Source organism: Algiphilus sp. (assembly GCF_023145115.1).
GTDB lineage: Bacteria > Pseudomonadota > Gammaproteobacteria > Nevskiales > Nevskiaceae > Algiphilus.
In genome coordinates this window covers 152,574-177,821 of the sequence record NZ_JAGLEJ010000014.1, presented here as the reverse complement: position 1 = coordinate 177,821, position 25,248 = coordinate 152,574, and the positions used below count along the sequence as shown (strand labels likewise).

Below are 25,248 nucleotides of genomic sequence, written 5' to 3'. Positions count from 1 at the left end.
CTGCACGCCGGAACCGACTGAACGCGCGATTGGTGGAGATACCCGACGTACTCATCCTCGGCAGCGGCGCTGCCGGCCTGACCTGTGCCCTGCGGCTCGCGGAAAGCGGGATCCGCAGCACGGTGGTGTCCAAGACCCGGCTGCAATCCGGGGCGACGCTGTGGGCGCAGGGTGGCATATCGGCCGTGCTCGACGCCGCCGATTCGCTGGATGCGCACGTCGCCGATACGCTCGCCGCGGGCGGAGACCTGTGCGCGCCGGATGTGGTCCGGCGCATCGTCGCCCGCGGTCCGGCCTGCATCGACTGGCTGGTGGCGCGCGGCGTGCAGTTCACGCCCGACGATACCGGCGACACCGCACGCCTGCACCTGACCCGGGAGGGCGGGCACTCCTATCGCCGCATCGTCCACGCTGCCGACGCCACCGGCGCTGCCGTCGAAACCACCCTCGCCGATCGCGTCGCCGCCGAGCCCCTCATCAGGGTGCGCGAGAATGCGTTCGCGGTCGATCTCGTTCGCGACGGCGCGCGCGTGATCGGCGCCTACCTCATGGATACCGCAGGCCACGAAGTGGAAGCGGTGTCGGCCTCGGCCGTGGTGCTGGCCACGGGCGGCGCCAACATGGTGTACCTGTATTCCAGCAATCCGAGCGGCGCCAGCGGTGACGGCATCGCCATGGCGTGGCGGGCCGGGTGCACGGTCGCGAACATGGAGTTCATGCAGTTCCACCCGACCTGCCTCTTCCACCCAACCGCGCGCTCGCTGCTGATCAGCGAGGCGCTGCGCGGCGAAGGCGCCGTCCTCCGGCTGCCCGACGGCACCCGCTTCATGCCCCGCTTCGATACCCGCGCCGAGCTCGCCCCGCGCGATGTGGTGGCGCGGGCCATCGACCACGAGATGAAGCGCATCGGCGCCGACCATCTGTGGCTGGACATCTCGCATCGGGAGGCCGACTTCATCCGCGGGCACTTCCCGTCGATCCACGCGCGCTGCGCCGAGCTCGGCATCGACATCACGCGCGAGCCCATTCCGATCGTCCCCGCCGCGCACTACACCTGCGGCGGCGTGCTCGCCGACACCGCCGGCCGCACCGACGTCGACGGCCTCTACGCCATCGGCGAGGTCGCCTGCACCGGCCTGCACGGCGCCAACCGCATGGCATCGAATTCGCTGCTCGAATGCCTGGTCATGGCGGAGGGCGCGGCACAGGCCATCGCTGCCGCCCCGCTCCCCGCCCGACAGCAGGACCTGCCGCCGTGGGACGCCTCGCGCGTGACCGACTCCGACGAGGACGTCGTCATCTCCCACAACTGGCAGGAGCTGCGGCGCTTCATGTGGGACTATGTCGGCATCGTGCGCACCAACAAGCGCCTGTCGCGCGCAGCCCACCGGGTGGCGCTGCTGCAGCGCGAGATCGAGGAGTTCTACGGCAACTTCCACATCAGTCCGGATCTCATCGAACTGCGCAATCTGGTGACGGTGGCCGATCTGATCGTGCGTTCCGCCCGCGCCCGCGACGAGAGCCGCGGCCTGCACTATTCGCTCGACTATCCGGATGCCCATCCGACGCCGCGCTGGAGCCTGCTCGCCCCCGGCAACGGCGATGCCGTCCTGGTGCCACTCGAGGACATGCGACGCGCCGGCTGAGCCCGGTCCGACCGCACGGTACCGGCGCACCGCGCCGTGCACTGCCGCGGCATCGCCGTTGCGGCAACCACCGGATGCGTTGCCGCCCGAAGCAGCACTGACCGCACGATGTCGCGTCCGGTCCGCGTGCCGTGCTACATAGCGGATATCTCCGCGCAATCGCGCGCCCAGCCGGCATTCCGATCCACGCCCTTCGCACCGTGACCCACGCGAACATTCCCTGCCAGCCCCGCGCGCATGACGGAGGAGCGCAGTGAGTGACAGCTGGATCGACCGGATTCCGGCGCTGGCCCGGCTCGAAGCGGAGGACCGCGAGACCCTTCTGGCGGGCAGTCGGGTGATGGCACTTCCCGCCGGCAGCACCGTCTTCGGTGCCGGCAAGCAGCCCCAACACCTGCTGCTGCTCCTCGAGGGCAGCGTGCGGGTCCAGCAGATCGCCGAGAACGGTCGCGAGATCGTCCTGTACCGGGTCCATGCGGGCGAAAGCTGCGTGATGACGGCGGCCTGCCTGCTCGCGGGCGATGCGTACCACGCCGAGGGCATCGCCGAAACCGCGGTCCGCGCCGTGGCCGTCCCGCGCGCGCTGTTCGACGGACTGCTCGGCCGCTCCGCCCTGTTCCGGAGCTTCATCTTCGATACCTACGGCAAGCGGATGACCGATCTCTTCCTGGTGATCGAGGAAATCGCGTTCCGCCGCCTGGATATCCGCCTCGCGCAGCTGCTGCTCCGCATGGCGGACGGAGACGATGCCGTGCACACCACCCACCACCAGCTCGCCACCGAGCTGGGTTCGACGCGGGAGGTGGTCTCGCGCCAGCTCCAGGAATTCCAGCGCCGGGGCTGGGTCGACCTCGGCCGCGCCCGGGTCGCGCTGCTGGCGCCCGAGGCGCTGCGCCGGCTCGCCGATACGCGCTGACGCACCGGCCGCCGGCCCTCGGTGACTTTGTCACCGACACCGCGCCGCCGATCCGGACAATGACGGTCATCGCGGCATGCGCCGCTCGACACACGACAGGAGTCCGTCATGACGCACTATCCGATCGACACCGGAAGCAAGCCCGAGGTCACGCACTTCTTCGACCCGGCCACCAACACCTTCAGCTATGTGGTCAAGGACCCGGACAGCCCGGCCTGCGCCATCATCGACTCGGTCCTGGACTTCGACTACGCCTCCGGCCGCACCAGCTACGAGCACGCCGACGCCATCATCCGGCACGTGCGCGAGAACGGGCTGGAGGTCCAGTGGTTGATCGAGACCCATGTCCACGCCGACCACCTCTCGGCAGCGCCGTACATCCAGCAGGCGGTCGGCGGCAAGCTCGGCATCGGCGAACACATCACTACCGTCCAGGAGACCTTCGGCAAGGTCTTCAACGCCGGCACCGAGTTCCGGCGCGACGGCAGCCAGTTCGACCGGCTGTTCGGTGACGGCGACCGCTACCGCATCGGCAACCTGCCGGCGGTGGCGATCCATACGCCGGGACACACGCCGGCCTGCATGTCGCACGTGATCGGCGATGCCGCCTTCGTCGGCGACACCCTCTTCATGCCGGATGCCGGGACCGCGCGCGCCGACTTTCCCGGCGGGGACGCCGCCGTGCTCTTCGATTCGATCCAGAAGCTGCTGAGCCTGCCCGACGAGGTCCGCATCTTCATGTGCCACGACTACGGCCCGGGCGGCCGTGAGATCGCCTTCGAGACCACCGTCGCAGAGGAGCGGGCGCGCAATGTCCACGTCGGCGCCGGCCGCGACCGTGACGCCTTCGTGAGGATGCGCACCGAGCGCGACGCCACGCTGGCCATGCCGAAGCTCATCCTGCCCTCGCTGCAGGTGAACATGCGCGCGGGCGCGCTGCCGGCGGCCGAGGACAACGGCACGCGCTACCTCCGCATCCCGCTGGATGCCTTCTGAGCCAAAGCCGGGCGGTGCCCACGCATCGCCCGGCAGCGGCGTATCGCGGACGGACCGCCCCCGCTCAGTCGCACACCGGCGCGCTCTGCTCCGACGGCGCCGCGAGACCACCACGGGATTCGGGCCAGGCCTGCGGCACGATGCGGATGTCGTCCTCGGAATAGCCCATCGCGACCATGCGCGCGATGCCGTCCGCCAGCTGTGCATCCGCCATGTCCGGCTCGCGGTGCATCAGCCAGGCGTAGTCGCGCCGCGTGCGCGCGATGATGGTGCTCTCGTAGTCCGCGCCGACCCAGGACACGATGAACTCCGCCCGGAACGGCCAGATAAAGGACATGCCCCATTCCGCACCAGTGCCCTCCGGATCGGGATAGCCGGTCGGCCTCTTGATCTCCAGATCACCATCGAAACCGCCATCACGGAACCGGAAGACGGTCTCCATGCGGCCATCGTCGCAATGCCGGTAGCGCTCGACCGCGTTGTAGGCCTCGCGCTCGGGCGGCAGGGGCACGTGCGCGATGACGTACCAGTCGCCGGCGAACCGGTCCAGGTCGACGGTGTCGGCGCGCGGCAGCGGTGGCACGCCCTCCGGGGCAGTGGCGCAGCCGACCACGAGCATCGCGGTCAGGAGCGCGGCAGCGCGGGCAGGCTGGTTCATGCGTCACCCCGGGGGTCGTTGTCGTCGTGATCGGTCGTGGCCAGCCGCGCGCGCAGGCAGCGGATGGCCTCGCGGGAGGCTTCGTCACCGAACAGCACGCGGCTGGCGCGCTGCCCCCCGATGCGGAAGCGCAGGACCGGGACCGGCCCGGTGACGACGCTCGATGGCGCAAGCTCGGCCGCATGCAGCGTGCCGTCACCAAAGGACGCCTGCCAGACGCCGTCGCCGCGCCACAGGAGGCGCTGGACGGCACGGCGTCCGAAGCCGAGCGCCGGATGCCGGCGCGTGTACAGCCAGGATGCGCCGACCAGAAGGCCCGCGACCGCCATCCCGGGGCCATCGGGCATGGCCGCGAGCAGGATCACGAGCGCGAGCGCGTGGGTCAGGCTCAGAGCCATCAACCCGCGCAGACTCGGCTTCAGCGCGATGTCAACGGTAGCGTCGTAACTGCTCGACGAGGTCACGCGTCGCCCCCTCCGGCGGTTCTCGGTAGCCCATCAGCCAGGACCAGATGTCGGGATCCTCGCACGCCAGCAGCGCGTCGAAGGCCGCGCGCTCACTGTCCGGCGCGTTCGCGTAGCAGGCCTCCGCCCAGCGCGTCAGGACCAGATCCAGCTCCTTCATGCCGCGCCGCAGGCGCCAGCGCAAGCCCCGTGGCAGTTCCGTCTCGCTCATCGCGGCAGTATAGCGGTGCGCTCGCGCCCACCGGTGCGCCTGTCCCGGATCAGAACAGGATCACCTGGCGCACGGCTTCCGCCCGGGCGAGCCGGTCGAACGCGGCGTTGATATCGTCGAGCGACAACCGATGGGTGAGCAGCCGATCGACGGGCAGGCGGCCGGCACGATACAGATCGAGGAAGCGCGGCACGTCTCGCGAGACCACCGCCGAGCCCATGTAGCTGCCCGCCAGCGTACGCTCCTCGGCGACCAGGCTGACGGCGGGGATGCTGAGCATGCGCTGCGGATGCGGCAGGCCCACGGTGACCGTCATGCCGCCACGAGCAGTCGCGAAGTAGGCCTGTTCGAGCACCTTCTCGCTGCCCACTGTCTCCAGTGCGCGCCGCGCGCCACCGCCGGTGATCGCGCGGATTCGCTCGACGACATCGTCTTCGCCGGCATCGATGGTGTGGCTCGCGCCCAGCGCGGCGGCCAGCTCGCGCTTGTCGCCCACCGGATCGACCGCCACCACCGGCCAGGCGCCGGCCGCCACCGCACCGAGCAGCGCCGCCAGCCCCACGCCCCCCATGCCGAAGACCACCACCGATTCCCCGGGGCGCACGCCGGCCGTGTTCACGGCCGCGCCGACCCCGGTCATCACTGCGCAGCCGAACAGCGCCGCGATCTCCACCGGCAGCTCCGGGTCCACCCGCACCGCGGAACGGGTGGACACCACGGTGCGCTCGGCAAAGGCCGAGACACCGAGATGGTGCTGACATTCCCGTCCATCGGCATCGCGCCAGCGCCGCGCGCCGGAGAGCAGCGTGCCGGCCGCGTTGGCGGCCGCACCCGGCGCGCACAGGACGGGCCGCCCCTCGGCACAGAAGGCACAGCGCCCGCACGAGGGCACGAAGGAGAACACCACGCGATCCCCCGGCGCGAAATCGGTCACGCCGGCGCCCACTGCTTCGACATCACCCGCGGCCTCGTGCCCCAGCACCATGGGCAGGGGTCGTGGCCGCGAGCCGTTCACCACCGACAGATCGGAATGGCAGACGCCGGCGGCGCGCACGCGCACCAGCATCTCGTCCGGGCCGGGCGGCTCCAGCTGCAGCGGCTCGATGCGCAACGGCCGCGAATCGGCATACGGCGTCGACGCTCCCATCTCCCGCAGCACTGCCCCTCGCGTATCAATCATGTCGCGCCCTCCGTCTGAATCGCCTCCAGAGCGGCCCGGATCGGGTCCGGAATGGACTGCGCCCTGCGCTCCGCACGATCCACGAACACGTGCACGAAGCTGCCCTGCGCAGCCGCCGTCGCACCCCCCTCGGCGAACAGCCCGATGCCGTAGTGCACGCTGCTGCGGCCGAGGCGCGTGACGCGCAGGCCCGCGACCACGGTGTCCGGAAAGGCCAGCGGGGCCGAGAAGTCACACTGCGACGCCACGCACAGGCCGATCACCGGCCCGTGATGGATGTCGAGGCCGCCCTCCCGGATCAGGTAGGTGTTGATGACCGTGTCGAAGAAGCTGTAGTACTCGACGTTGTTGACGTGCCCGTAGACGTCGTTGTCCTTCCAGCGCGTTGGAATGGACAGCCGGTGCGGGTAGTCGGTCAGCTGTGTGACGCTTTCCAAGCGGGTCTCCTCGGATCTCGTGGGTACGATCAACTGGCAATGCTAGTGGTGTCGGTGCCGGTGATGCACGTCCGGCCCCGTCGCCGGCGCGATCAGTCACCGATGCGCCGCCGCAGCGCCGGATAGCAAGCGCCCAGCGTTGCGGCGCGCAGCACGACATAGCCGATGAAGGCGATCCAGAGGCCGTCGTTGCCGTGCGCGATCGAGAGCGGCCAGGCGAGCAGCAGGAAACCCGTCACCGACACCGCCGATGCGTTGCGCATGGCGCGGGTGCGACTGCTGCCGATGAATATTCCGTCGAGCTGGAAGGCGCCGACCGACAGCAGCACGTAGCACGCGGTGTGCGGCAGATAGCGCACGGCCGTCTCGACGGTGTCCGGAATGGCGGTGAGCAGACCGACGATGGTCGCGCCGCCGAACGCGACCGCCAGCGCGAGTAGCAGCGCGGTCGCCGCCGCCAGGCGGGTGGACCGCACCACCGCTGCCGCGAAGAGGGCCGGGTCGCGGCGACCGACGGCGCGCCCCACCAGGGGCTCCACCGCGTGCGCATACCCGTCCAGGAAGAAGGCGCTGAACGCGATGAGCTGAAGAAGGATGTGATTCGCCGCCAGCACGTGATCGCCGAACACCGCGCCCTGATTGGTGAACCACGCGAAGGCGAACAGCATCAGCAGCGTGCGGACCATGATGTCGGTGTTGGCGCCGAGCGTGCGCAGCCACCGACCTCGATCGCGCAGGCGCGCGACCGGCAGGAGCGGTTCGCTGTCGCCGTGCCGCGTACGCAGCACTCGCCACGCCAGCACGGCGGCAAGCCCCAGCGCCAGCCACTCGGCCAGCGCCGTTCCGACCGCGATGCCTTCGGCACCCCAGCCCAGCACACCGGCAAAGAGGCCGTCGAGTGCGATGTTGAGCCCGTTCATCGCGACCTGGATGGCCAGAATGTGGCCGGTGCGGCCGAGCCCGATGAACAGCCCCATGAGGGCGTAGACCGCCAGAGCCGCGGGAGCGCCCCATATCCGCAGGAGGAAGTAGCGGCGCGCGATTGCCTCGACCTCGGCGCTGGCGCCGAACAGCTGCATCGCCGCCGCCACCAGAACGGCCTGCAGCGCGATCAGGACCGCGCCGATGCCCACTCCCAGCCCCAGCGCGCGCAGCACCGCCGCGCGCACCTCGGCCTCGTCGCCCTGCCCGTCCGCCTGCGCGACGAATCCGGTCGTGCCCATCCGCAGAAAGCCGAAGGCCCAGTACGCGAAGCTGAAGAGCAGCGCCCCGAGCGCGATCGCGCCCAGCTCGGCCGCGCTGCCGGCGTTGCCGATGACCGCGGTGTCGACCAGGCCGAGCAGCGGCGTGCTGCAGTTGGCCAGCATGATCGGCCACGCCAGCCGCAGCAGGTCGCGGTGCCGCGGCAGCGTCCGGTCGGCATCGCTCAATTGGCCGGCGACCCGGCACCGACCGTTGGCCGGAAACCGTCTGTGCGGGGATGACGGGGATGCCCCCGGTTGCTACCGTGCAGCCGGGTGGCGCGTGCACGGTGAGGGAGGCCGGCACCCGCGCCCTTCCACAGACAGCGCAAGGGGGAGACCGTGGGCATCATCTCGTGGATCGTGCTCGGACTGATCGCCGGTATTCTGGCGAAATGGATCATGCCGGGCCGGGATCCCGGCGGCATTGTCGTCACCATTCTCATCGGCGTCGCCGGCGCCTTCGTCGGTGGCTATGTCGGGTCGCTGGTCGGTCTCGGCACGACCGGCGGCCTGAGCCTGGGGAGCATCGTCACCGCCGTCGTCGGCGCCCTGATCCTGCTCTTCGCCTATCGACTGATCGCCGGCAAATCCGGCAAGTGACGGCACGGCCGCGCCTGATCCAGCGGATCCGGGCGCGGCCGTCATGGCGCCGCCGCGGCAGCGCCGGCGTCAGGTACGACGCTCGACCAGCATCTTCTTGGTCTCGGCGATGGCCTTGGCCGGATTGAGCCCCTTCGGGCAGGTCTTGGCGCAGTTCATGATGGTGTGGCAGCGATACAGCTTGAACGGGTCCTCGAGCGCGTCCAGGCGGTCGCCGGTGGCCTCGTCGCGCGAATCGGCCAGCCAGCGGTAGGCCTGCAGCAGGATGGCCGGTCCCAGGTAGCGATCGCCGTTCCACCAGTAGCTGGGGCACGCCGTCGAGCAGCACGCGCAGAGAATGCACTCGTAGAGTCCGTCGAGCTCGGCACGGTCCTCCTTGGACTGCAGGCGCTCGCGCGTGGGCGCGGGCGTGTCGGTCTTGAGCCAGGGCTCGATGGATTCGTACTGCGCGTAGAAGTGCGACAGATCCGGCACCAGATCCTTGATGACCGGCATGTGCGGCAGCGGATAGACCGCCACGTCGCCCTTGATCTCGTCGTGTCCCTTGAGGCACGCGAGCGTGTTGGTGCCGTCGATGTTCATCGCGCAGCTGCCGCAGATCCCTTCGCGGCACGAGCGGCGGAAGGTCAGCGTCGGGTCGATCTCGTTCTTGATCTTGATCAGCGCGTCGAGAACCATCGGACCGCAACTGTCCGCATCGACCTCGTAGGTATCGACGCGGGGATTGTCCCCGCCGTCCGGGTCGTAGCGGTAGATCTTGTAGATGTGCTTGTTGGTCGCCTTCGACGGGAAGTACTTGCCGGGCTGCGGCCGCGAGCCCTTGGGAAGCGTTAGCTGGGCCATCGTGCTTGCTCCTGGTGATTCAGTAGACGCGCTTCTGCGGTGCGATGACGTCGATCTCGTCGTCGATCGTGTACATGTGCACCGAGCGGTAGTCGATCTGCGTTTCCGTGTCGCTGGTGCGCCAGCAGAGGCTGTGCTTCATCCACTGGTCGTCGTCCCGATCCGGGAAGTCCTCGCGGGCGTGGGCGCCGCGCGATTCCTGGCGGTTCTGCGCGCTGGCCAGCGTGGTGAGCGCGCAGCCGAGCAGATTGTCGAGCTCGAGGGTCTCGACCAGATCGGAGTTCCAGACCAGGGAGCGATCGGACACGGCGATGTCGCTGAAGGTGCCGGCCGTGGCGGTCAGCTTCTTCATGCCCTCGTCCAGCGACTCGCCGGTGCGGAACACCGCGGCGTGGTCCTGCATGACCTTCTGCATCTCGGCGCGGACCTCGGCGGTGCTGCGACTGCCCTGGGCGTTGCGGAGCCCGTCGAAGCGGTCGAGGATCTTCTCCTCGGAGGCCGGCGAGATCGGCTTGTGCGCCTGGTTGGGCGTCATGGTCTCGGCACAGCGCTGCGCCACCGAGCGGCCGAACACCACCAGGTCGAGCAGCGAGTTGGAACCCAGGCGGTTGGCGCCGTGCACCGACACGCACGCGGCCTCGCCGGCCGCCATCAGGCCGGGGACGACCTTGTTCTCGTCGCCGTCCGCCGAGGTGACCACCTCGCCGGTGTAGAGCGTCGGGATGCCGCCCATGTTGTAGTGCACCGTGGGCAGCACCGGGATCGGCGCCTTGGTGGCGTCGACGCCGGAGAAGATCTGCGCGGTCTCGGTGATGCCCGGCAGCCGCTCGTGCAGCACTTCCGGCCCGAGGTGCTCGAGGTGCAGGAAGATGTGGTCCTTGTTGGGACCGACACCGCGCCCTTCGCGGATCTCGATGGTCATCGAGCGTGAAACGACGTCGCGCGACGCGAGATCCTTGCGGCTGGGCGCGTAGCGCTCCATGAAGCGCTCGCCCTCGGAGTTGGTCAGATAGCCGCCCTCGCCGCGCGCGCCCTCGGTGATCAGGCAGCCGGCGCCGTAGATGCCGGTGGGGTGGAACTGGACGAACTCCATGTCCTGCATGGGCAGGCCGGCGCGCAGCACCATGCCGTTGCCGTCGCCGGTGCAGGTGTGCGCGGAGGTCGCGGAGAAGTAGGCGCGGCCATAGCCGCCGGTGGCCAGGATGACACGGTGCGCCCGGAAGCGGTGCAGCGTGCCGTTGGCCAGGTCCCAGGCGATGACGCCGCGGCAGGCGCCGTCGTCGTCCATGATCAGGTCGAGGGCGAAGAACTCGACGAAGAACTGCGCGCGGCACTTCAGGCTCTGCTGGTACATCGCGTGCAGCATGGCGTGACCGGTACGGTCGGCCGCCGCGCAGGTGCGCTGGGCGGTGCCCTCGCCATAGTGGGTGGTCATGCCGCCGAAGGGGCGCTGGTAGATCTTGCCCTCGTCGGTGCGCGAGAAAGGCACGCCCCAGTGCTCCAGCTCGACCACCGCCGGGATGGCCTCGCGGCACATGTACTGCACGGCATCCTGGTCGCCGAGCCAGTCGGAGCCCTTGATGGTGTCGTACATGTGCCAGCGCCAGTCATCGTCGCCCATGTTGGCGAGCGCGGCCGAGATGCCGCCCTGCGCGGCGACGGTGTGCGAGCGCGTGGGGAAGACCTTGGTGATGTTGGCGGTCTTGAAACCGGCCTCGGCCAGACCGACCGTGGCGCGCAGACCGGCGCCGCCGGCACCGACAACGACCACGTCGTACTCGTGATGGATCAGCTCGTAGGCAGCCATGCAATCGAACTCCTGCGATGCCGGCGCTCAGGCGCCGAGCGAGATTTTCAGAACGGCGACGATGCCCAGCACGCCGGCCAGCACCAGGCCGAAGCGCGACACCACCAGCAGCGCGAACTTCGCGCCCTCGTGCCCGACGTAGTCCTCGATCACCACCTGCATGCCGAGGATGGCGTGGTGAAAGAGCGTCGCGAGCAGGACGACGAGCAGCGCGGTATTCAGCGGATGCGCCACCCAGGCGCGCACCGCGATGTACTCGCTGCCCGCCAGGGACGCGAGGCTGAACAGCAGCCAGAGCATCAGCGGCGCCATGGCGATGGCGGAAATGCGCTGGATGTACCAGTGGTGCGTGCCTTCCTTGGCCGCGCCGAGGCCGCGGGCCTCGGAAAGGGGGGATCGCAGACTCATGTTTCCGGCTCCTTCAGCGGCTCAGATCAGCACCACCAGCCAGACCAGCGCGGTCAGCGCCAGCGATCCGGCAATGACGGCATAGCCCGTGCGGTAGACGGTGGGAAGGTCGAAGCCGCGCCCCGTGTCCCACACCAGATGGCGCAGTCCGTTGCACAGGTGGTAGGCAAGCGTCCAGCTCCATCCGAACATCAGGATCAGTCCGTACCAGGCGCCGGCGTGCCCCATGAAGGCAGCGTGCGCATCGGGCCCGGCCGCGATGCAGAGCAGCCACACGACGAGGCCCAGCGCGCCGGCGACGTTGATCATGCCGGTCAGACGGTGGGTGATCGACAGCATCGACGTGAGCTGCGGGCGGTAGTACGGACCGATCATGAACGGCGAAAGCGGCCGCTGCGGAGACGGTTTAGCGCTCATGGTGCCTCTCGAAGTATCTTGTTCTGAGAATGTCGCGCTGCATCAGAAGTCGATGCAACGCCCCTTCTTTTCCCAGTCGCCGTAGCGCGTCGGTTCGGGCCCGCGTCGGCCGCCGATCTCCCGGGGACGCGCATTATCGCCGCTTTCGGGATTCGAGGTCGCCGCGTTGTCATCTGCCGGCTGCTTTTCGGCCCCGGAAGGCGGAAAGTCGGTATCGTGTCGCTGATCGTGGTTGCTCATAGCGCCCGGCATGTTCGTACAAAAGCTGCAGTGCAGCAATGGATGTTGAGTCAGAAATGCATTCGACGATGGTCGCGAGTCCGCCGCCGCACGGCGCCCTGATCCGCGTGGCGGGCGCCGACGCCGAGAGCTTCCTGCAGGGACAGCTGAGCCACGACATGCGCGCGCTGGGCGCCGGTCGCGCCACGCTCAGCAGCCTCAACGGCCCCAAGGGGCGCGTGCTGGCGACCCTGGTCGTGCTCCGCCTAGGCGACGAAGTCGGGCTGCTGCTGGCGCCGGACATCGCCGAGGCGATGCTCAAGCGCCTGCGCATGTTCGTGCTGCGGTCGAAGGTCACGCTGACCCTCGACGAGGCGTCCGTGGGCGGTCTGGTCGCCACCGGAGATGCCGGGCAGGAGGCGGACTGGGGCATCACGCGCGACGGCGAAGACTGGCGCATCCGCGCGCCCGGACATCCGGCGCGATGGTGGGTGATGGGTACCGCGGGCCACGGTGTGGAAACCACCGATCCCGACGCCTTCGCGGCGGCCGACATCGCCGCGGGGCTGCCGTGCATCGGCGCCGCCCAGACCGAGGCCCATGTCGCGCAGCACATCGGCCTCCAGCACTTCGGCGCGCTGGCCTTCGACAAGGGCTGCTTCACCGGCCAGGAAGTCATCGCGCGCCTGCACTTCCGCGGTGGCGTCAACCGCGTGCCGGTCCGCCTGCGCGGCCCCGGCGCGGCACCCGACCCCGGCAGCACCCTGCGCAATGCCGATGGCAAGGCGATGGCCGAGGTGGTGAACAGCGTCGCGACCGCGGACGGCTGCGAGGTACTCGCGGTGTGGCGCGGCACCGAGCCCCCCGACACCGCGCCCGCCGTCGAGCAGGCATTCGCGGTGCTGCCCTTCGCGCGCTGATACCCCAAGGGCGCCCGGAGACGCGAGCCCGGTGACCGCGGCGACCACTCGCACCAGGTGCCGTCCGGCGCTATGCCTCGGGGTGCATCCGCGGGCGGGCCGGAGGACGCGAATGTCCGGTGAACACTACCCCGGCGAGTGCCGGGCCATGGATGGCCCGGCAGGAGGTTCTCACGGGCAGTGGCGTCACGCCACGGAGGACTACTGCTCGGGGCGCATCTGGGGGAACAGCAGGACATCCCGAATCGACGCCGAATCGGTCAGGAACATCGCCAGCCGGTCGATGCCGATGCCGGCGCCGGCGGTCGGCGGCATGCCGTATTCGAGGGCGCGGATGTAGTCGGCGTCGTAGACCATGGCCTCGTCGTCGCCGGCATCGCGGGCCTCGACCTGAGCGCGGAAGCGCTCCGCCTGGTCGTCGGGATCGTTGAGCTCGGAGAAGCCATTGGCGACCTCGCGCCCGGCAAGGAAGAACTCGAAGCGGTCGGTGACGTCGGGGTTGTCGTCGTTGCGCCGCGCCAGCGGCGACACTTCCGCCGGGTACTCGGTGATGAAGGCCGGCCCGTCGAGCTTGTGCTCCACCGTCTTCTCGAAGAGCTCGGTGAGCAGCTTGCCCGGCCCGTAGCCGGGCTGCACGTCGCCGCCCGCGGTGCGCGCGGCCTCGGCGAGCCGCTCGCGATCATCGAGCACCGCGGCGTCGAGCCCCGGATTGTGGGCCAGCACGGCTTCACGCATGGTCTGGCGCAGGAAGGGCTGCGCCAGGTCATAGTCGGTGTCCTGGTAGCGGATCGTCGTGCCACCGGTCACGGCCAGGGCCGCGTCGCGCACGTAGTCCTCGATGCGGCTCATGAGATCGCGGTAGTCGCTGTGCGACTGGTAGAACTCCAGCATCGTGAACTCGGGGTTGTGCCGCGTCGACAGCCCCTCGTTGCGGAAGTTGCGGTTGATCTCGTAGACCCGCTCGAAGCCGCCCACCACCAGTCGCTTGAGATACAGCTCGGGGGCGATGCGCAGATACATGTCACGATCGAGCGCGTGGTAGTGCGTGATGAAGGGTCTGGCGCTGGCGCCGCCCGGAATCGGCTGCAGCATCGGGGTCTCGACCTCGATGAAGCCGAGTGCGTCGAAGAAGTCCCGGGTGAAGCGCAGCAGCCGGGCGCGGCGCCGGAAGGTCTCGCGGGCATCGCGGTTGACGATGAGATCGACATAGCGCTGGCGGTAGCGCTGCTCGACGTCGGTGAGCCCCGCCCACTTCTCGGGCAGCGGACGCAGCGACTTGGTGAGCAGGCGCACTGCTTCGGCCTTGATGCTGAGCTCGCCGGCGCGGGTGCGGAACATGGTGCCGGTGACGCCGACGATATCGCCGATGTCCCAGCCCTTGAAGGCCTTGTAGACGTCCTCGCCGAGCACGTCGCGCTGCAGGAAGGCCTGCAGCCGCCCCTCGGCATCCTGCACACCGATGAAGCTGGCCTTGCCCATGACCCGCTTCGCCACGATGCGACCGGCGATGCTGTGCCGCCGCTCTGCCGCCTCCAGCGCTTCGGCGTCGAGCTCGCCGTAGAGGCCGTGCAGCACATCGGTGGAGGCATCGGGCCGGAAGTCGTTGGGATAGGCGTTGCCCGCCTCGCGCAGTGCGCCCAGCTTCTCGCGGCGCTGCGCGATGACGAAGTTCTCGTCGCTGTGTTGATCGGCCATGGTCAGAGCCCCTGCTTGAGGCTGGCTTCGATGAAGGGATCGAGATGCCCGTTGAGCACCTTCTGGGTGTCGGCGATCTCGACGCCGGTGCGCAGATCCTTGATGCGCGACTGGTCGAGCACGTAGGAGCGGATCTGGTTGCCCCAGCCGATGTCGCTCTTGCTGTCCTCGACCGCCTGCTTCTCGGCCTCGCGCTTGGACAGCTCCAGCTCGTACAACCGCGCGCGCAGCATCTTCATGGCCTGGTCGCGGTTCTTGTGCTGGCTGCGTTCGTTCTGGCAAGCCACCACCACGCCGGACGGCGTGTGCGTGATGCGCACCGCCGAATCGGTCTTGTTGACGTGCTGGCCGCCCGCACCCGAGGAGCGGTAGGTGTCGACGCGCAGATCGGCCGGATTGATCTCGATCTCGAAGCTGTCGTCCACCTCCGGCGACACGAACACGGCCGCGAACGAGGTATGCCGGCGCGCGCCCGAATCGAAGGGCGACTTGCGCACCAGCCGGTGCACGCCGGTCTCGGTGCGCAGCCAGCCGAAGGCATAGTCGCCGCGCACCATCAGCGTGGCGGACTTGATGCCCGCGACATCGCCGGCCGAGCATTCCAGCAGCTCGTGCTCGAAGGCGTGCTCGTCGCACCAGCGCAGGTACATGCGGAGCAGCATCTCCGCCCAGTCCTGGGCCTCGGTGCCACCTGAACCGGCCTGGATATCGACGAAGGCGTTGGCGGCATCCATGTCGCCCGAGAACATGCGCTGGAACTCCAGCTTCTCCGCCATGCCGGCGAAGCGGGTGCAGTCCTTCTCGATCTCGGCGATGGTCGCGGCGTCGCCTTCCTCGGCCGCCATGTCGAGCAGGTCGAGGGCATCGCGCAGACCGTTGGTGGCTTCGTCGAGCGGCTCGACGGCGTCGATCAGGCGCGCGCGCTCTCGCCCGAGCGCCTGCGCCTGCTCGGGGTTGTTCCAGATCTCGGGATTCTCGAGCTCGCCGTCGATCTCGGCGACGCGGTCACGCTTCTCAGCGTAGTCAAAGATAGCCCCGCAGCGCGTCGAAACGCGCCTGCAGGGCCGTAATCTCTTGCTTGATCTGGTGGGCTTCCATCGGGACGGGGCATTCGCTTGAATTGCGGGGTCGCGCAGTGTACGCAAGCAGCCGGCGTCGCGCAGCGCCGGGACGCCGCGACACAAGCGCGGCGGGCGCTGATATAGTCTGCGGGACGCGTCGTCGACGGCCACGCGCACCAAAAGATCAGGGGAGAGTTCATGTTCAATCGATTCCGCACGGCGCTTGCTGTGATCGCCGGATTCGGCCTCGTCCTGCCGGCCTCCGCCCAGCTCCAGGACAACCGCTACTACGTCGCACCCGCCTTCTCCTATTCCGTCGCGGACGGGGACCGCATGACGGATGACGGCATCGGCGGTCAGATCAGCTTCGGCAAGCGCGTCACCAGCAACATGACGGCCGAGCTCACCGGCTTCTACAGCAGCTACGACGCCGCCTTCGCCGACGGCTCAGGCGAGCTGAAGGGCGTCGGCCTGGCGCTGAACATGTTCCTGGTGACCGACCGCCCGGGCTTCTACATCCGCAGCGCGCTTCACTACGGTGCCTCCGAGGACCTGCCCTGCACGACGCCGGCGGACCTCGACGGCTGCAAGCACAACTACGACAGCGTGGTCTTCGACTTCGGCGCCGGCGCGCTGATCCGGCCGCAGTTCCTGTCGTTCCTCGGCGAGGGCACCGCCATCCGCACCGAGGCGGTCTACCGCATGGACTCGCACGAGGAGAGCACCGCGGGCCGCGGCGGCGACGATGCCTTCTACGACGGCGTCTTCACGGTCGGCCTGCAGATCCCGATCGGCTCGATCTACGAAGAACCCGAAGAGGAGCCGGAACCCCAGGTCGTGGCGGCCGACGAGCCGACCTGCGCCGAATACCCCAACCTGCCGGACGATGTCCCGGTGGGCGACGACGGCTGCCCCTTCGATGACGACGCCGATACCGTCGCCAACTTCGAGGACGAGTGCCCGGGCACGCCCGCCGGCACCGCCGTCGACGCGGTGGGCTGCGCACTGCCGCTCTCCGAGTGCCGTCCGCCGTTCCCGGGCGAATCCGCCGATGCGCGCGGCTGTGCCGACGGGGACACGGTCGTGCTGCGCGGCGTCACCTTCGAGTTCGACAGCACACGCATCACGCCCAATGCACGCGTGATCCTCGACGAGGTTGCCGACACCCTGCTGGCCGCGCCCGGCCTGGTGATCGAGATCGGCGGCCACACCGACAGTCGCGGCTCGGACAGCTACAACCAGACGCTGTCGCGCGAGCGTGCCGATTCCGTGATCGCCTATCTGAGCGACCGCGGTGTCGCGGCCGACCAGCTGGAGGCCGAGGGCTACGGCGAGACCCAGCCGATCGCCTCCAACGACACCGAGGACGGCCGCGAGCTGAACCGGCGCGTGGAGCTGAAGATCCTGGAGACGCGCGACCTCTAGGGCGCTCCCGCCTCGGACGGACGACGTCCAGGGCCCCGGCAGACACTGCCGGGGCCCTTTCTGATTGGGTCCAGCCACACACACCCCGTCCCTTGCCTTCCGGCAGGGCTGCGCGCAGGCTGACGCGGTGACCGAGCAACCACCGGAACCTATCATCCAGACCGTCGCCGAGGCCGTGCGGGCGCAGAGCGCCCGACGCATCGCGATCTTCGCCGCCCCCGGCACGGACGAAGCGCCGCCCGAATGGCTGCCCGTCGACGCGATGCGCGTATCGGCCTGCGCGGATCTGCAGGCAGGGCGGCCGGATGGCGCGCGCGTGGATCTCGCCCTCCTGACACCCGACTGGCTGCGTCAGGCCGCGGATGCCGGCAACCTCGAGCGCGAGCTGGCCGCGCTGCGCGACCTCTACGCGGGCGCGGTGCTGGCAGTCGCCGAGCAGGATGCGCCGCTCAGTGACGCCGGGTGGCGGGCGCTCGGCTTCACGACGCACCGGCGCGACGCGCGCACCGGCACCGCGCTGCAGGGTTTCAACCTCTATGACTACAAGCAGCGCCCGGACTGGCTGAACGCGCGGAACTGGGCGAACCCGGAGCTCTGGGACGTCTACCGCTGGTAGCGCACGGCGCGCGCCGGAGCGTCAGCGAGCTCCCGCAACGGCCCCAGGGATCATCGGCACCAGACGACGCTCGATCAGCCCGCGGAGGGCCTCGCGGTCCCGCTGGTGCGGACTGTCCACGATGAGCAGCGACAGCGTCATCCGGCAGGCGACTTCGGCGATCTCGGCCTCGTCATCCGGATCGAGCCGCGCCGGCGCGAAGACGTGGGCGGTGACGTGCCGCACGAGCTCCCAGTTCTGCGGCGCGCCGAGCGCATCCTCGCTCACGAACGACGCCAGATCGGGCCGGGTGATGACCGCGAGTGACGGCTCCTTGGGCAGTTCCTCGAGACAGAAGAGGATCGATTCCACGAAGCGATCAGCGATCGAATCGAAGGCACTGACGTGCGCGATCAGGCGCTGTGCCAGCAGCATCGAGGACTGGTAGAGCGCCGCCTGCAGCAGCTCGTGGCGGTTCGCGAAGTAGCTGTAGACCGTCGGGCGCGTGACGCCGGCTTCCTTGGCGATGTCGTTGAGGTTGGTCTTCTCCACCCCCCACTTCTTCACGCAGCGGATGGCCGCTTCGAGAATCCCCTGCCGCGTCGGATTGTCCGTTTCCGGAACCGGCAACGGGATGGTCGATTCTCGCGACGACGACATGATGCTCCTCCGGTGTCTCCCGTCATGGGCCCGCGGCGGCGCGCGCCCGCGACTCGCCCGGCACTTCCGCGCCGGCACGTATCGGCTTTACATCCTACGCGGAAGTGTCTAGTCGTTGCCAGCCCGTGGTCGCCGCGGCGCTCCCCCGCGCCGCCGGCCGTTCAGCGCGAACGCGAGAAGACGCTGGTGACCTTGATCATGCCGTTGATGCCGCGCACGACCATGTCCGGCACCACGATCGGCCGGCTCAGCATGGAGCCCGCCATCTTCTTGTACTTCTCGGTGTACGGCGGAAACATCATGTCGGGATCGCCGACCGGCGGTCCCTCCTCGATGATCGAGCGCTGATTGCTGGTCTCCAGGAAGGTGTAGTGCCCGCCAATGCGCCCGATGCCGCTGGCATTGACGCCGCCGAAGGGCAGATTGGCATTGGTGCCGGACTGGATCATGTTGTGGTTGACCACGGTGCTGCCCGAGGTGGTGCGCGCCAGGAACCAGTCGATGGCCTCGCGATCCTCCGCGAAGATGTACAGCGCCAGCGGCTTGGGCCGGCGCCGGATGGTGGCCAGCACCTCCTCGCGTTCGCGCCAGGGCACCACGGCGATGGCCGGGCCGAAGATCTCCTCCTGCATGATGCGCATGTCCTCGGTCACGCCGGTCACGACGCAGGGCGCCATGTAGCGCTCGGCGGCCTCCCGCTCGCCGCCGCAGGCCAGCTTCGCGCCCTTGTCGACGGCATCATCGATGAGCCCTGTGACCCGCTCGAAGTGACGGTCATTGATGATGCGCGGGTACTCCGGGTTGCTCTTGAACCCGCGATCACCGGGGTTGTACATGTCGGCCATCGCGCGCGACAGCGCCTCGACGAAGCGGTCATGGACGGATTCGTGCACCAGCGCATAGTCCGGCGCGATGCACACCTGCCCGGCATTGCTCAGGCGCCCCCATGCGATCTTGCGCGCGCTGGTCTCGATGTCGGCGCTGGCGTCGATGATGGTGGGATTCTTGCCGCCCATCTCCAGTGTCACCGAGGCGAAATGCTCGGCTGCCGCCTTCATCACCAGCCGGCCCACCTGGTGGCCACCGATGTAGAAGATGTGATTGAAGGGCTGCGCGAGCAGCTCCTGGGCGATGTCCGCCCCACCCTGCAGGACCGTGAACACATCCGGCTCGACCGCACGCGAGACGATGCGCGCCAGCACCTCAGCCGAGTGCGGCGCCAGCTCGGACGGCTTCAGCAGCACGGCATTGCCGGCCGCCAGCGCGCCGATCGCCGGCACCAGGCCGATCGCGTACGGCGCGTTCCAGGTTGCCAGGTTGAGCACCACGCCCTTGGGCTCGTAGCGGATGTAGGACTTCTTGCCCAGCGTCATGAGCGAGCCCTTGACCCGCTGCGCCTTCACCCAGTCGGCCAGATGCTTGCAGGCGTATTCGATCTCCGCCTTCACCATCAGCAGCTGCTGGTCGATGTCGGTATCGCACAGGCCGAGCTCCTTGCGCACGGCCTCGTGGATCTCGTCGCGCGCGGCGAGCGTCTCCTTCAGGAGGCGCTGCAACCGCTCGATACGGGTGGCAGCACTCTCGTGCACCAGATCGGGGGCACGCGCGGCCAGCGCATCGAAGGCCGGCCGCACATCGCTGATCGCGTTATCCGCCATTGTTTCAGGCCCTGGCAGTGGGAATCTTGTAGACGCCGCGGATCATCGCCTCGAAGCGACCTCCGGGCATGAATCGGTGCAGCATGCCGAGCGGGCGCGCATCCTTGCCGACGCAGTACCACGCACCCAGCTTGTTGCGCTCCGCGATGGCGATGATCTCGTCGGTCACGGCATCGGCGGTATTGCCTTTCCGCTCGATCATGTCGGGCAGGATCTCGGTGATGCCGCGCTTGAGATACTCGGCGTAGGTTTTCTGCACGTCCTCGGGCTGCGCATTCCAGGAACCGAGCGTGCTCTCCTTGGCATTCGCCGTCATCGCCGTCTTGACTGCGCCCGGCCATATCGAGGTGACCTGCACCCCGAACGGTGCCAGCTCGTTGCGCAGCGTGAGCGTCATGCCGTGCACGGCGTGCTTGGACATGGTGTAGGGCCCGGCCATCGGCGGTGCCACCAGCACGGCCCCCGAACCGAAGTTGAGGATCTTCGCCGGCTTCGCGGCACGGCGGATCATGGGCAGGAACGCCTGGCAGACGCGCAGCTGTCCGAAGGTGTTGATCTCGAACAGGCGCCGGACATCGTCCATCGCCGCGCCCTCGATCACCGCCGAGGCGATGTTGGCAACACCGGCGACATTCATCAGGAGATCGAGTCCGGCTCCGTCCAGCGCCTCCTCCACGACACTGGCACTGGCACGGACCGACGCGTCGTCGGACACATCCTGCTCGACCACCGTGACACCGGCCACCGAGCCGAGATCGGTCTCGGCGCCGGGCAGCACCCCGCCGAACACGCGCCAGCCCCTGGCCGCCAGCTTCTTGGCGATCAGATTGCCCTGCCCGATCGCGGCTCCGGTGATGAATGCGCTCTTCATGCTCTCCCTCTGCGTCCCGTGCGTGCGTGATTGGGGGCGGCGGCGCGCCGGCACGCGCCGCCGCCGGCCGTCATCGGCCCTTGCGCGCCAGCGCTTCGGCGCTGAACTGCGACGGCTTGAGCGGCTCGTTCAGCGTCCACCAGTCGTCGCCGGCCTCGTTGACCAGATAGCCCGCCTCGTAGGTCTGCGCCGTGAGGTCGTGATAGACCGAGACGCCGCGATGGAAGCCCTGCGACTCCGGCGAGTAGAAGTAGTTGACGAAGTTCGGGCGCCACAGCTGTTCCCGCTTGTCGTAGTTGTCCGCCCACAGCGCCAGCCAGGTGTCCTCGTCGACGTAGAGGACGCGCTTGCCGTAGTTGTGGCGCACCCCCTCCTTGAGCGTGCCCTCGACGACCCAGACGCGGTGCAGCTCGTAGCGCACGTATTCCGGATTCACGGTGTGATCGCCGATCAGCTCGTCGTAGTCGATCGACGGATCGTTGATCTTGAAGTTGTGGTACGGGACGTAGAACTCCTTCTTGCCGACCAGGCGCCAGGTGAAGCGCTCGGGCGAGCCGTTGAAGAGGTAGTCGTCGTCGGTGTTGCGCATGCCGGCGGGCGGCACCGGGTAGTCGAAGCCGACTTCGGGGGCCTGGCGCACGCGGCGCAGGCCGGGCTGGTACTGCCACGAGTTGGTGGCGTCCTCGGCGAAGTTGTTGGGCTGATAGCCCACCGCCGTGAAGCCGGCGTCGCGCGGCGGCTCGATGAACTCGGCGTAGAAGTAGGCGTTGATCTTGTCGGTGAACGACTTGCGCTCGTCCGGATCGGGGTGATTGCCGGGGTTGAGCGTCATGAATCGCTGCCGCCCCCAGGCCACACTGCCGTTCTCGTAGACGTTGGCGATGTCGTAGACGACCTGCTCGGTCCAGGCACGGTGCGGATTGATGACGTTCCAGATCGCCTGCAGGCCGCCCTCCGGGAACGGGAACGGGTGCGCACCGGTTGTGCCGGTGACGCCCAGCCCGTCATCGGTGATCTCGGCACTGGTGGCATTCTTCTTGACGATGTCGCACACCCAGTCGCGATTCTTGAAGTCGCGGTGACTGGGATAGACCTTCATGTAGAAGCTGTCCGGATAGGCCTCGAACAGCGCCTTCTGCCCCGGCGTGAGCTGGTCCGCGTACTCGTCCATGTTGTCGGCGCGGATGGTGAACAGCGGCTCCTCGTCGGCGTACGGGCCCGGTCGGTAGCCGGCTTCCTCCTCCATGCCCGGCCACTCGCCCTGGAACTTGCCGGTGTACTCCGCGACGCCGCTCTCGGTACCGGCGCGCTCGGCCCCCATGCAGGTGTACTTCTCCCCGCCGAGCTCGGCGGCCTTCTCGGCCGAGACCTTGGCGGTTGCAGGGCCGCCGGCCAGCGCGGCAGCGAAAGCGGCCGCGGCCAGGATCCGGCCGTGGGAGCGAAATTCATGCATGGTGGCTTCCTCCGTGCCGCACTCGTCTATGCGGGCCTGTTGCTGTAATGGATGATCCGTGCTCAGCGCGAGCGATCCCGATGGTGGGCGCTACTCACCAGGGCGTCATCGTCCGAACTGACGATCAGCGATAGTCATCGATCAGCGCGCGGCCCGCGTCAGCTTCCTGCTCGGCACGCGTCTCCATGTCCGATGCCACGAACTTCTCGAGCTTGCGCCCGACGACGGGGACGTTGGCCTTGATGTCCCAGTCGTAGCGCACCACGCAAGCGTCGTCGCCGTCGTCCTCGATGCGGGCGCTGCAGCGCATCTCGATGGGCATGCCCTGCGGCTCCGCCACGATGGTGGCCGTCCCCTCCTGCAGATCCCAGTCCTCGGTGTGCACGACCCGGCTGCTGCCCGAGGACTTCTTGAGCCCCGGCAACTGGACCGGCACCTGGCGCGCGATGCTGACGCGGGCACGCGCATCGTCGGCCTGGAACTCCAGCACCTCGTACCTGGCGATGCCCATCGCATCGAGCTTGCGCTCGTGGAAGGCGCGGTCGGCAAACATTCGGAGCAGCACCGCGCGCGGTGCCTCGTAGCGGGACTCCATGCTGTGCTTCATGTCGATTCCTGTTGGCGCCGGCTCAGCCGACGAAAGGTTCGAAGGCCGACTTCGGCGAGCCGCACTCGGGACAGGTCCAGTCCTCGGGCAGATCCTCGAAGCGGGTGCCGGGGGCAATGCCGTGATCCGGCATGCCCTCGGCCTCGTCGTAGATGAACCCGCAGATCACGCAGATCCACTGCTGCATGTCAGGCTGCCTGCCGTGCCGCGTTCTGGTGGGTTCGCACGTGCAGCCGGTTGATGCGGCGGGCGTTGTGATGAGCGTAGTCGTAATCGATGTCGCCGTCGCCATTGGCGAGCTCGGCATCGGGGAAGCGCTTGAGGAATTCGCTGATCATCAGTCCTCCCTGCACCCGCACCAGATAGGTGCCGATGCAGAAATGCGCGCCGGCGCCGAACACCAGGTTGCCGTCGAGCCGTCGCTCGATGTCGAGCTGGTCCCAGTCCGGGTACCTGGCGGGATCGTGCCAGGCGGCGGACAGGTTCACCAGGATGCACTGCCCCTTGCCGATGCGCTCACCGCCGAAGTCGACATCCTCGGAAGCGAAGCGGAAGAAGGGCAGCTTGCCCATCGAGCCGTGCCGCAGCAGCTCGATGATGGCGTTCTCCATCAGATCGGGGTTGTCGCGCAGCTTCTGCATCTGGTCCGGATGCTCGAGCAGCCCCTTGATGGCGTAGGTGTGCAGATCGGTGGCGGTATCGGAGCCCGCCGCGATCAGCGCGAAGATGACCGCGAGGATGTCGTAGTCGTCCAGGCTCTCGCCGTCCTCGCTCGCACCCACGAGGCTGCCCAGGAAGTCGTCGCCGGGCTCGTCGCGGGCGCGGCGCTCGTCGATCAGCTCGCGGAAGAAGGCGAAGCCCGGCAGCGTGCCCTCGATGGCGGCGTCGCGCTGCTTCGGACTCAGGTTGGGGCGCGTGGCCATGATCAGGTTGACCGCGAAGTCGTGGAAGAAGGCCTCGCGGTCGGTGGGCACGCCCACCATCCGCGCGATGGCCCGTACCGGCAGCTTGTTGGCGATCGCATCGTAGACGTCGAACTCCTCGGCATCGCCGATATCGTCGAAGCATTCCGTGACCAGATCCTCGATCTTGCCGTGGATCCTGCCCATGACCGGCTTGGAGAACGCCGGCATGGTGAGCTTGCGCAGTTTCAGGTGCTGCTTCTGCGAGACCGTGAACAGCGAATGGTCGAAGGCCTTGTCGAAGTCGTTCTTCTCGGCCTCCGGCTTCTCCGGCGGGGCGTGCTCCCACATCCGGAAGTTGGGCGTGAACACATTGTTCTTGAGGATCGCGGAGCACAGCTCGTGGGTATTGACGACCCACATCTGCAGCTCCTTGTGCCAGGCGATGGGATAGTCGCGCAGCATCCGCTGCCAGGTGTCGTGCGGCGCGCGCACGAACTCCGGAGAGAAGGGATTGAACACGCTGCTGTCGATCTCGGTCCGTGGTGTCGCGGCGTTCTCGCTCATGATGTCGCCTCCTGCTGTTCCGCCTCGCGGGCGGCCTGGTTTCCGTTTCGATCGCCTTCGACGAGGCCGGCGGGCAGGACCTCGCCGCGCTCGTGGGCGAAGCCGTGCAGCATCGGCAGCAGCGCCGAGCGCCAGTGCTCGCGCTCGGCGGTGCGATAGCAGTGGAGTCCGCGCATGACGTGCGGATAGCGCCGCGGGCCGGCCGCCCTGACGGCCTTCTCCATGCCCGCGACCAGATGTGCGCCGCCGCCCGCCGCGCGCGCACCGGCGGCGCCGGCGGCCGCCCCCACGGCCAGCATGGCCACGGCGTTGTGCAGCCGCATGCCTGCCTCGGTGCCGACCCCGCACGCGGCCAGCTGCGCCAGGAATGGCTCGAGGAAGATGATCTCGGTCTCCGGCGCGAGGCGGCCGGCCGCGAGCTCGCCGATCAGCTGCGGCTGCTCGGCGAAGACCTCGACCAGGCTATCGGCGTAGGTGCACACCACCTCGGCCCAGTGGGAGGGCGGATGCGCGTCGTCGCTGGCCACCTGGCGGGCCAGCGCAAGCCGGAAGCTCGCCAGCCGAACCAGTTCGTCGCGGCCGCTGACGTGGCGATAGAGCGTCGCCGCGCCGACGCCGAGCCGCTGTGCGACACGGCGGAGCGTGACGTCGCGCAGCCCGATGGCGATGGCCGCGTCGAGAATCTGCTCGATGCGCACCCGCGGCGGCCGGCCGGGCCGACGATCACCCCGCGGCGGTGCCGGTGCCCGCATGCACGACTGGCTGGCAGACGTCTCCATCTGTCTCGG

At 68.7% G+C, this 25,248-nt stretch carries 28 protein-coding genes; 7 read left to right on the top strand and 21 right to left on the bottom strand.

What is annotated here, in order from left to right:
* Positions 1 to 32: 32 nt before the first annotated feature.
* The 3 genes from nadB to KAH28_RS05245 all read left to right on the top strand — a co-directional run bounded on the left by nadB (position 33) and on the right by KAH28_RS05245 (position 3,558).
* Positions 33 to 1,646 (top strand): L-aspartate oxidase, encoded by a 1,614-nt coding sequence (gene nadB / locus KAH28_RS05255; RefSeq protein ID WP_290574881.1) that lies wholly within the window; start codon positions 33 to 35, stop codon positions 1,644 to 1,646.
* A gap of 253 nt (positions 1,647 to 1,899) precedes the next feature.
* A complete protein-coding gene (locus tag KAH28_RS05250; RefSeq protein WP_290574880.1) occupies positions 1,900 to 2,562 on the top strand; it encodes a Crp/Fnr family transcriptional regulator in 663 nt (220 codons plus the stop codon).
* Positions 2,563 to 2,670: 108 nt separating this feature from the next.
* Positions 2,671 to 3,558: an MBL fold metallo-hydrolase gene (locus KAH28_RS05245; RefSeq protein ID WP_290574878.1), complete on the top strand. Its 888-nt coding sequence runs from the start codon at positions 2,671 to 2,673 to the stop codon at positions 3,556 to 3,558.
* A gap of 64 nt (positions 3,559 to 3,622) precedes the next feature.
* Here the strand turns inward: KAH28_RS05245 and KAH28_RS05240 are convergent, their stop codons facing one another.
* The 6 genes from KAH28_RS05240 to KAH28_RS05215 form a co-directional block, all read right to left on the bottom strand.
* Positions 3,623 to 4,216, bottom strand: a complete 594-nt coding sequence (locus KAH28_RS05240; RefSeq protein WP_290574877.1) for a lipocalin family protein — start codon at positions 4,214 to 4,216, stop codon at positions 3,623 to 3,625.
* Complete coding sequence (locus KAH28_RS05235; RefSeq protein ID WP_290574876.1) at positions 4,213 to 4,680, bottom strand: hypothetical protein; 468 nt, start codon at positions 4,678 to 4,680, stop codon at positions 4,213 to 4,215. The genes KAH28_RS05240 and KAH28_RS05235 overlap by 4 nt, the downstream gene beginning before the upstream one ends.
* A complete protein-coding gene (locus KAH28_RS05230) occupies positions 4,646 to 4,891 on the bottom strand; it encodes a succinate dehydrogenase assembly factor 2 (RefSeq protein WP_290574874.1) in 246 nt (81 codons plus the stop codon). The genes KAH28_RS05235 and KAH28_RS05230 overlap by 35 nt, the downstream gene beginning before the upstream one ends.
* Before the next feature lie 49 nt (positions 4,892 to 4,940).
* Entirely contained in the window at positions 4,941 to 6,068 is a 1,128-nt protein-coding gene (locus KAH28_RS05225; protein ID WP_366918131.1) for a zinc-dependent alcohol dehydrogenase family protein, read from the bottom strand.
* A complete protein-coding gene (locus KAH28_RS05220; protein ID WP_290574871.1) occupies positions 6,068 to 6,508 on the bottom strand; it encodes a thioesterase family protein in 441 nt (146 codons plus the stop codon). The genes KAH28_RS05225 and KAH28_RS05220 overlap by 1 nt, the downstream gene beginning before the upstream one ends.
* Before the next feature lie 92 nt (positions 6,509 to 6,600).
* On the bottom strand, positions 6,601 to 7,938 hold the full coding sequence (locus tag KAH28_RS05215; protein WP_290574870.1) for an MATE family efflux transporter: 1,338 nt from the start codon (positions 7,936 to 7,938) through the stop codon (positions 6,601 to 6,603).
* Positions 7,939 to 8,091: 153 nt separating this feature from the next.
* Here KAH28_RS05215 and KAH28_RS05210 point away from each other — a divergent pair, with 153 nt between their 5' ends.
* Positions 8,092 to 8,352 carry a GlsB/YeaQ/YmgE family stress response membrane protein gene (locus KAH28_RS05210; protein ID WP_290574868.1) on the top strand — a complete coding sequence of 87 codons (261 nt, stop codon included), beginning with the start codon at positions 8,092 to 8,094 and terminating at the stop codon, positions 8,350 to 8,352.
* 69 nt (positions 8,353 to 8,421) lie between these two features.
* On the opposite strand, the gene KAH28_RS05205 is transcribed toward KAH28_RS05210, so the two are convergent.
* Genes KAH28_RS05205 through KAH28_RS17440 form a run of 5 tightly spaced genes read right to left on the bottom strand, consistent with a single transcriptional unit; the run spans position 8,422 to position 12,067 of the window.
* A complete protein-coding gene (locus KAH28_RS05205; protein WP_290574866.1) occupies positions 8,422 to 9,195 on the bottom strand; it encodes a succinate dehydrogenase iron-sulfur subunit in 774 nt (257 codons plus the stop codon).
* A 19-nt stretch (positions 9,196 to 9,214) separates the two neighbouring features.
* Positions 9,215 to 11,002: a succinate dehydrogenase flavoprotein subunit gene (gene sdhA, locus KAH28_RS05200; protein ID WP_290574864.1), complete on the bottom strand. Its 1,788-nt coding sequence runs from the start codon at positions 11,000 to 11,002 to the stop codon at positions 9,215 to 9,217.
* Between the two features lie 27 nt (positions 11,003 to 11,029).
* On the bottom strand, positions 11,030 to 11,410 hold the full coding sequence (sdhD, locus tag KAH28_RS05195) for a succinate dehydrogenase, hydrophobic membrane anchor protein (RefSeq protein WP_290574863.1): 381 nt from the start codon (positions 11,408 to 11,410) through the stop codon (positions 11,030 to 11,032).
* 21 nt (positions 11,411 to 11,431) lie between these two features.
* Complete coding sequence (gene sdhC, locus KAH28_RS05190) at positions 11,432 to 11,827, bottom strand: succinate dehydrogenase, cytochrome b556 subunit (RefSeq protein ID WP_290574862.1); 396 nt, start codon at positions 11,825 to 11,827, stop codon at positions 11,432 to 11,434.
* A gap of 42 nt (positions 11,828 to 11,869) precedes the next feature.
* The gene (locus KAH28_RS17440) at positions 11,870 to 12,067 is read right to left on the bottom strand and encodes a succinate dehydrogenase assembly factor 4 (protein ID WP_366918126.1); all 198 of its coding nucleotides are present in this window, start codon (positions 12,065 to 12,067) and stop codon (positions 11,870 to 11,872) included.
* Between the two features lie 68 nt (positions 12,068 to 12,135).
* On the opposite strand from KAH28_RS17440, the gene KAH28_RS05185 reads away from it, so the two are divergent.
* Positions 12,136 to 12,966 (top strand): hypothetical protein, encoded by an 831-nt coding sequence (locus KAH28_RS05185; RefSeq protein ID WP_290574861.1) that lies wholly within the window; start codon positions 12,136 to 12,138, stop codon positions 12,964 to 12,966.
* 201 nt (positions 12,967 to 13,167) lie between these two features.
* Here KAH28_RS05185 and lysS read toward each other — a convergent pair whose 3' ends face one another.
* Positions 13,168 to 14,661, bottom strand: a complete 1,494-nt coding sequence (lysS, locus tag KAH28_RS05180; RefSeq protein WP_290574859.1) for a lysine--tRNA ligase — start codon at positions 14,659 to 14,661, stop codon at positions 13,168 to 13,170.
* A 2-nt stretch (positions 14,662 to 14,663) separates the two neighbouring features.
* A protein-coding gene (prfB, locus tag KAH28_RS05175) for a peptide chain release factor 2 (protein ID WP_290574858.1) occupies positions 14,664 to 15,759 on the bottom strand; the annotation gives its coding sequence in 2 pieces (ribosomal slippage) (positions 14,664 to 15,686 and positions 15,688 to 15,759; 1,095 coding nt in all).
* Between the two features lie 161 nt (positions 15,760 to 15,920).
* On the opposite strand from prfB, the gene KAH28_RS05170 reads away from it, so the two are divergent.
* Positions 15,921 to 17,147, top strand: a complete 1,227-nt coding sequence (locus KAH28_RS05170) for an OmpA family protein (protein ID WP_290574857.1) — start codon at positions 15,921 to 15,923, stop codon at positions 17,145 to 17,147.
* 127 nt (positions 17,148 to 17,274) lie between these two features.
* Positions 17,275 to 17,763, top strand: coding sequence for a DUF6231 family protein (locus KAH28_RS05165; RefSeq protein ID WP_290574856.1), 489 nt, complete (start codon positions 17,275 to 17,277; stop codon positions 17,761 to 17,763).
* 21 nt (positions 17,764 to 17,784) lie between these two features.
* On the opposite strand, the gene KAH28_RS05160 is transcribed toward KAH28_RS05165, so the two are convergent.
* The 8 genes from KAH28_RS05160 to KAH28_RS05125 all read right to left on the bottom strand — a co-directional run bounded on the left by KAH28_RS05160 (position 17,785) and on the right by KAH28_RS05125 (position 25,239).
* Positions 17,785 to 18,402 carry a TetR/AcrR family transcriptional regulator gene (locus tag KAH28_RS05160; protein WP_290574855.1) on the bottom strand — a complete coding sequence of 206 codons (618 nt, stop codon included), beginning with the start codon at positions 18,400 to 18,402 and terminating at the stop codon, positions 17,785 to 17,787.
* Between the two features lie 161 nt (positions 18,403 to 18,563).
* Complete coding sequence (locus KAH28_RS05155) at positions 18,564 to 20,060, bottom strand: aldehyde dehydrogenase family protein (RefSeq protein WP_290574854.1); 1,497 nt, start codon at positions 20,058 to 20,060, stop codon at positions 18,564 to 18,566.
* A gap of 4 nt (positions 20,061 to 20,064) precedes the next feature.
* Positions 20,065 to 20,931, bottom strand: a complete 867-nt coding sequence (locus KAH28_RS05150; RefSeq protein ID WP_290574853.1) for an SDR family NAD(P)-dependent oxidoreductase — start codon at positions 20,929 to 20,931, stop codon at positions 20,065 to 20,067.
* 70 nt (positions 20,932 to 21,001) lie between these two features.
* On the bottom strand, positions 21,002 to 22,384 hold the full coding sequence (locus KAH28_RS05145; RefSeq protein ID WP_290574852.1) for a DUF1329 domain-containing protein: 1,383 nt from the start codon (positions 22,382 to 22,384) through the stop codon (positions 21,002 to 21,004).
* Between the two features lie 124 nt (positions 22,385 to 22,508).
* The gene (locus KAH28_RS05140) at positions 22,509 to 22,991 is read right to left on the bottom strand and encodes a DUF2505 domain-containing protein (protein WP_290574851.1); all 483 of its coding nucleotides are present in this window, start codon (positions 22,989 to 22,991) and stop codon (positions 22,509 to 22,511) included.
* A 22-nt stretch (positions 22,992 to 23,013) separates the two neighbouring features.
* On the bottom strand, positions 23,014 to 23,178 hold the full coding sequence (locus tag KAH28_RS05135; protein WP_290574850.1) for a rubredoxin: 165 nt from the start codon (positions 23,176 to 23,178) through the stop codon (positions 23,014 to 23,016).
* A gap of 1 nt (position 23,179) precedes the next feature.
* Entirely contained in the window at positions 23,180 to 24,460 is a 1,281-nt protein-coding gene (locus KAH28_RS05130) for a cytochrome P450 (RefSeq protein WP_290574848.1), read from the bottom strand.
* Complete coding sequence (locus KAH28_RS05125) at positions 24,457 to 25,239, bottom strand: TetR/AcrR family transcriptional regulator (RefSeq protein ID WP_290574846.1); 783 nt, start codon at positions 25,237 to 25,239, stop codon at positions 24,457 to 24,459. The genes KAH28_RS05130 and KAH28_RS05125 overlap by 4 nt, the downstream gene beginning before the upstream one ends.
* Between the last annotated feature and the right edge of the window lie 9 nt (positions 25,240 to 25,248).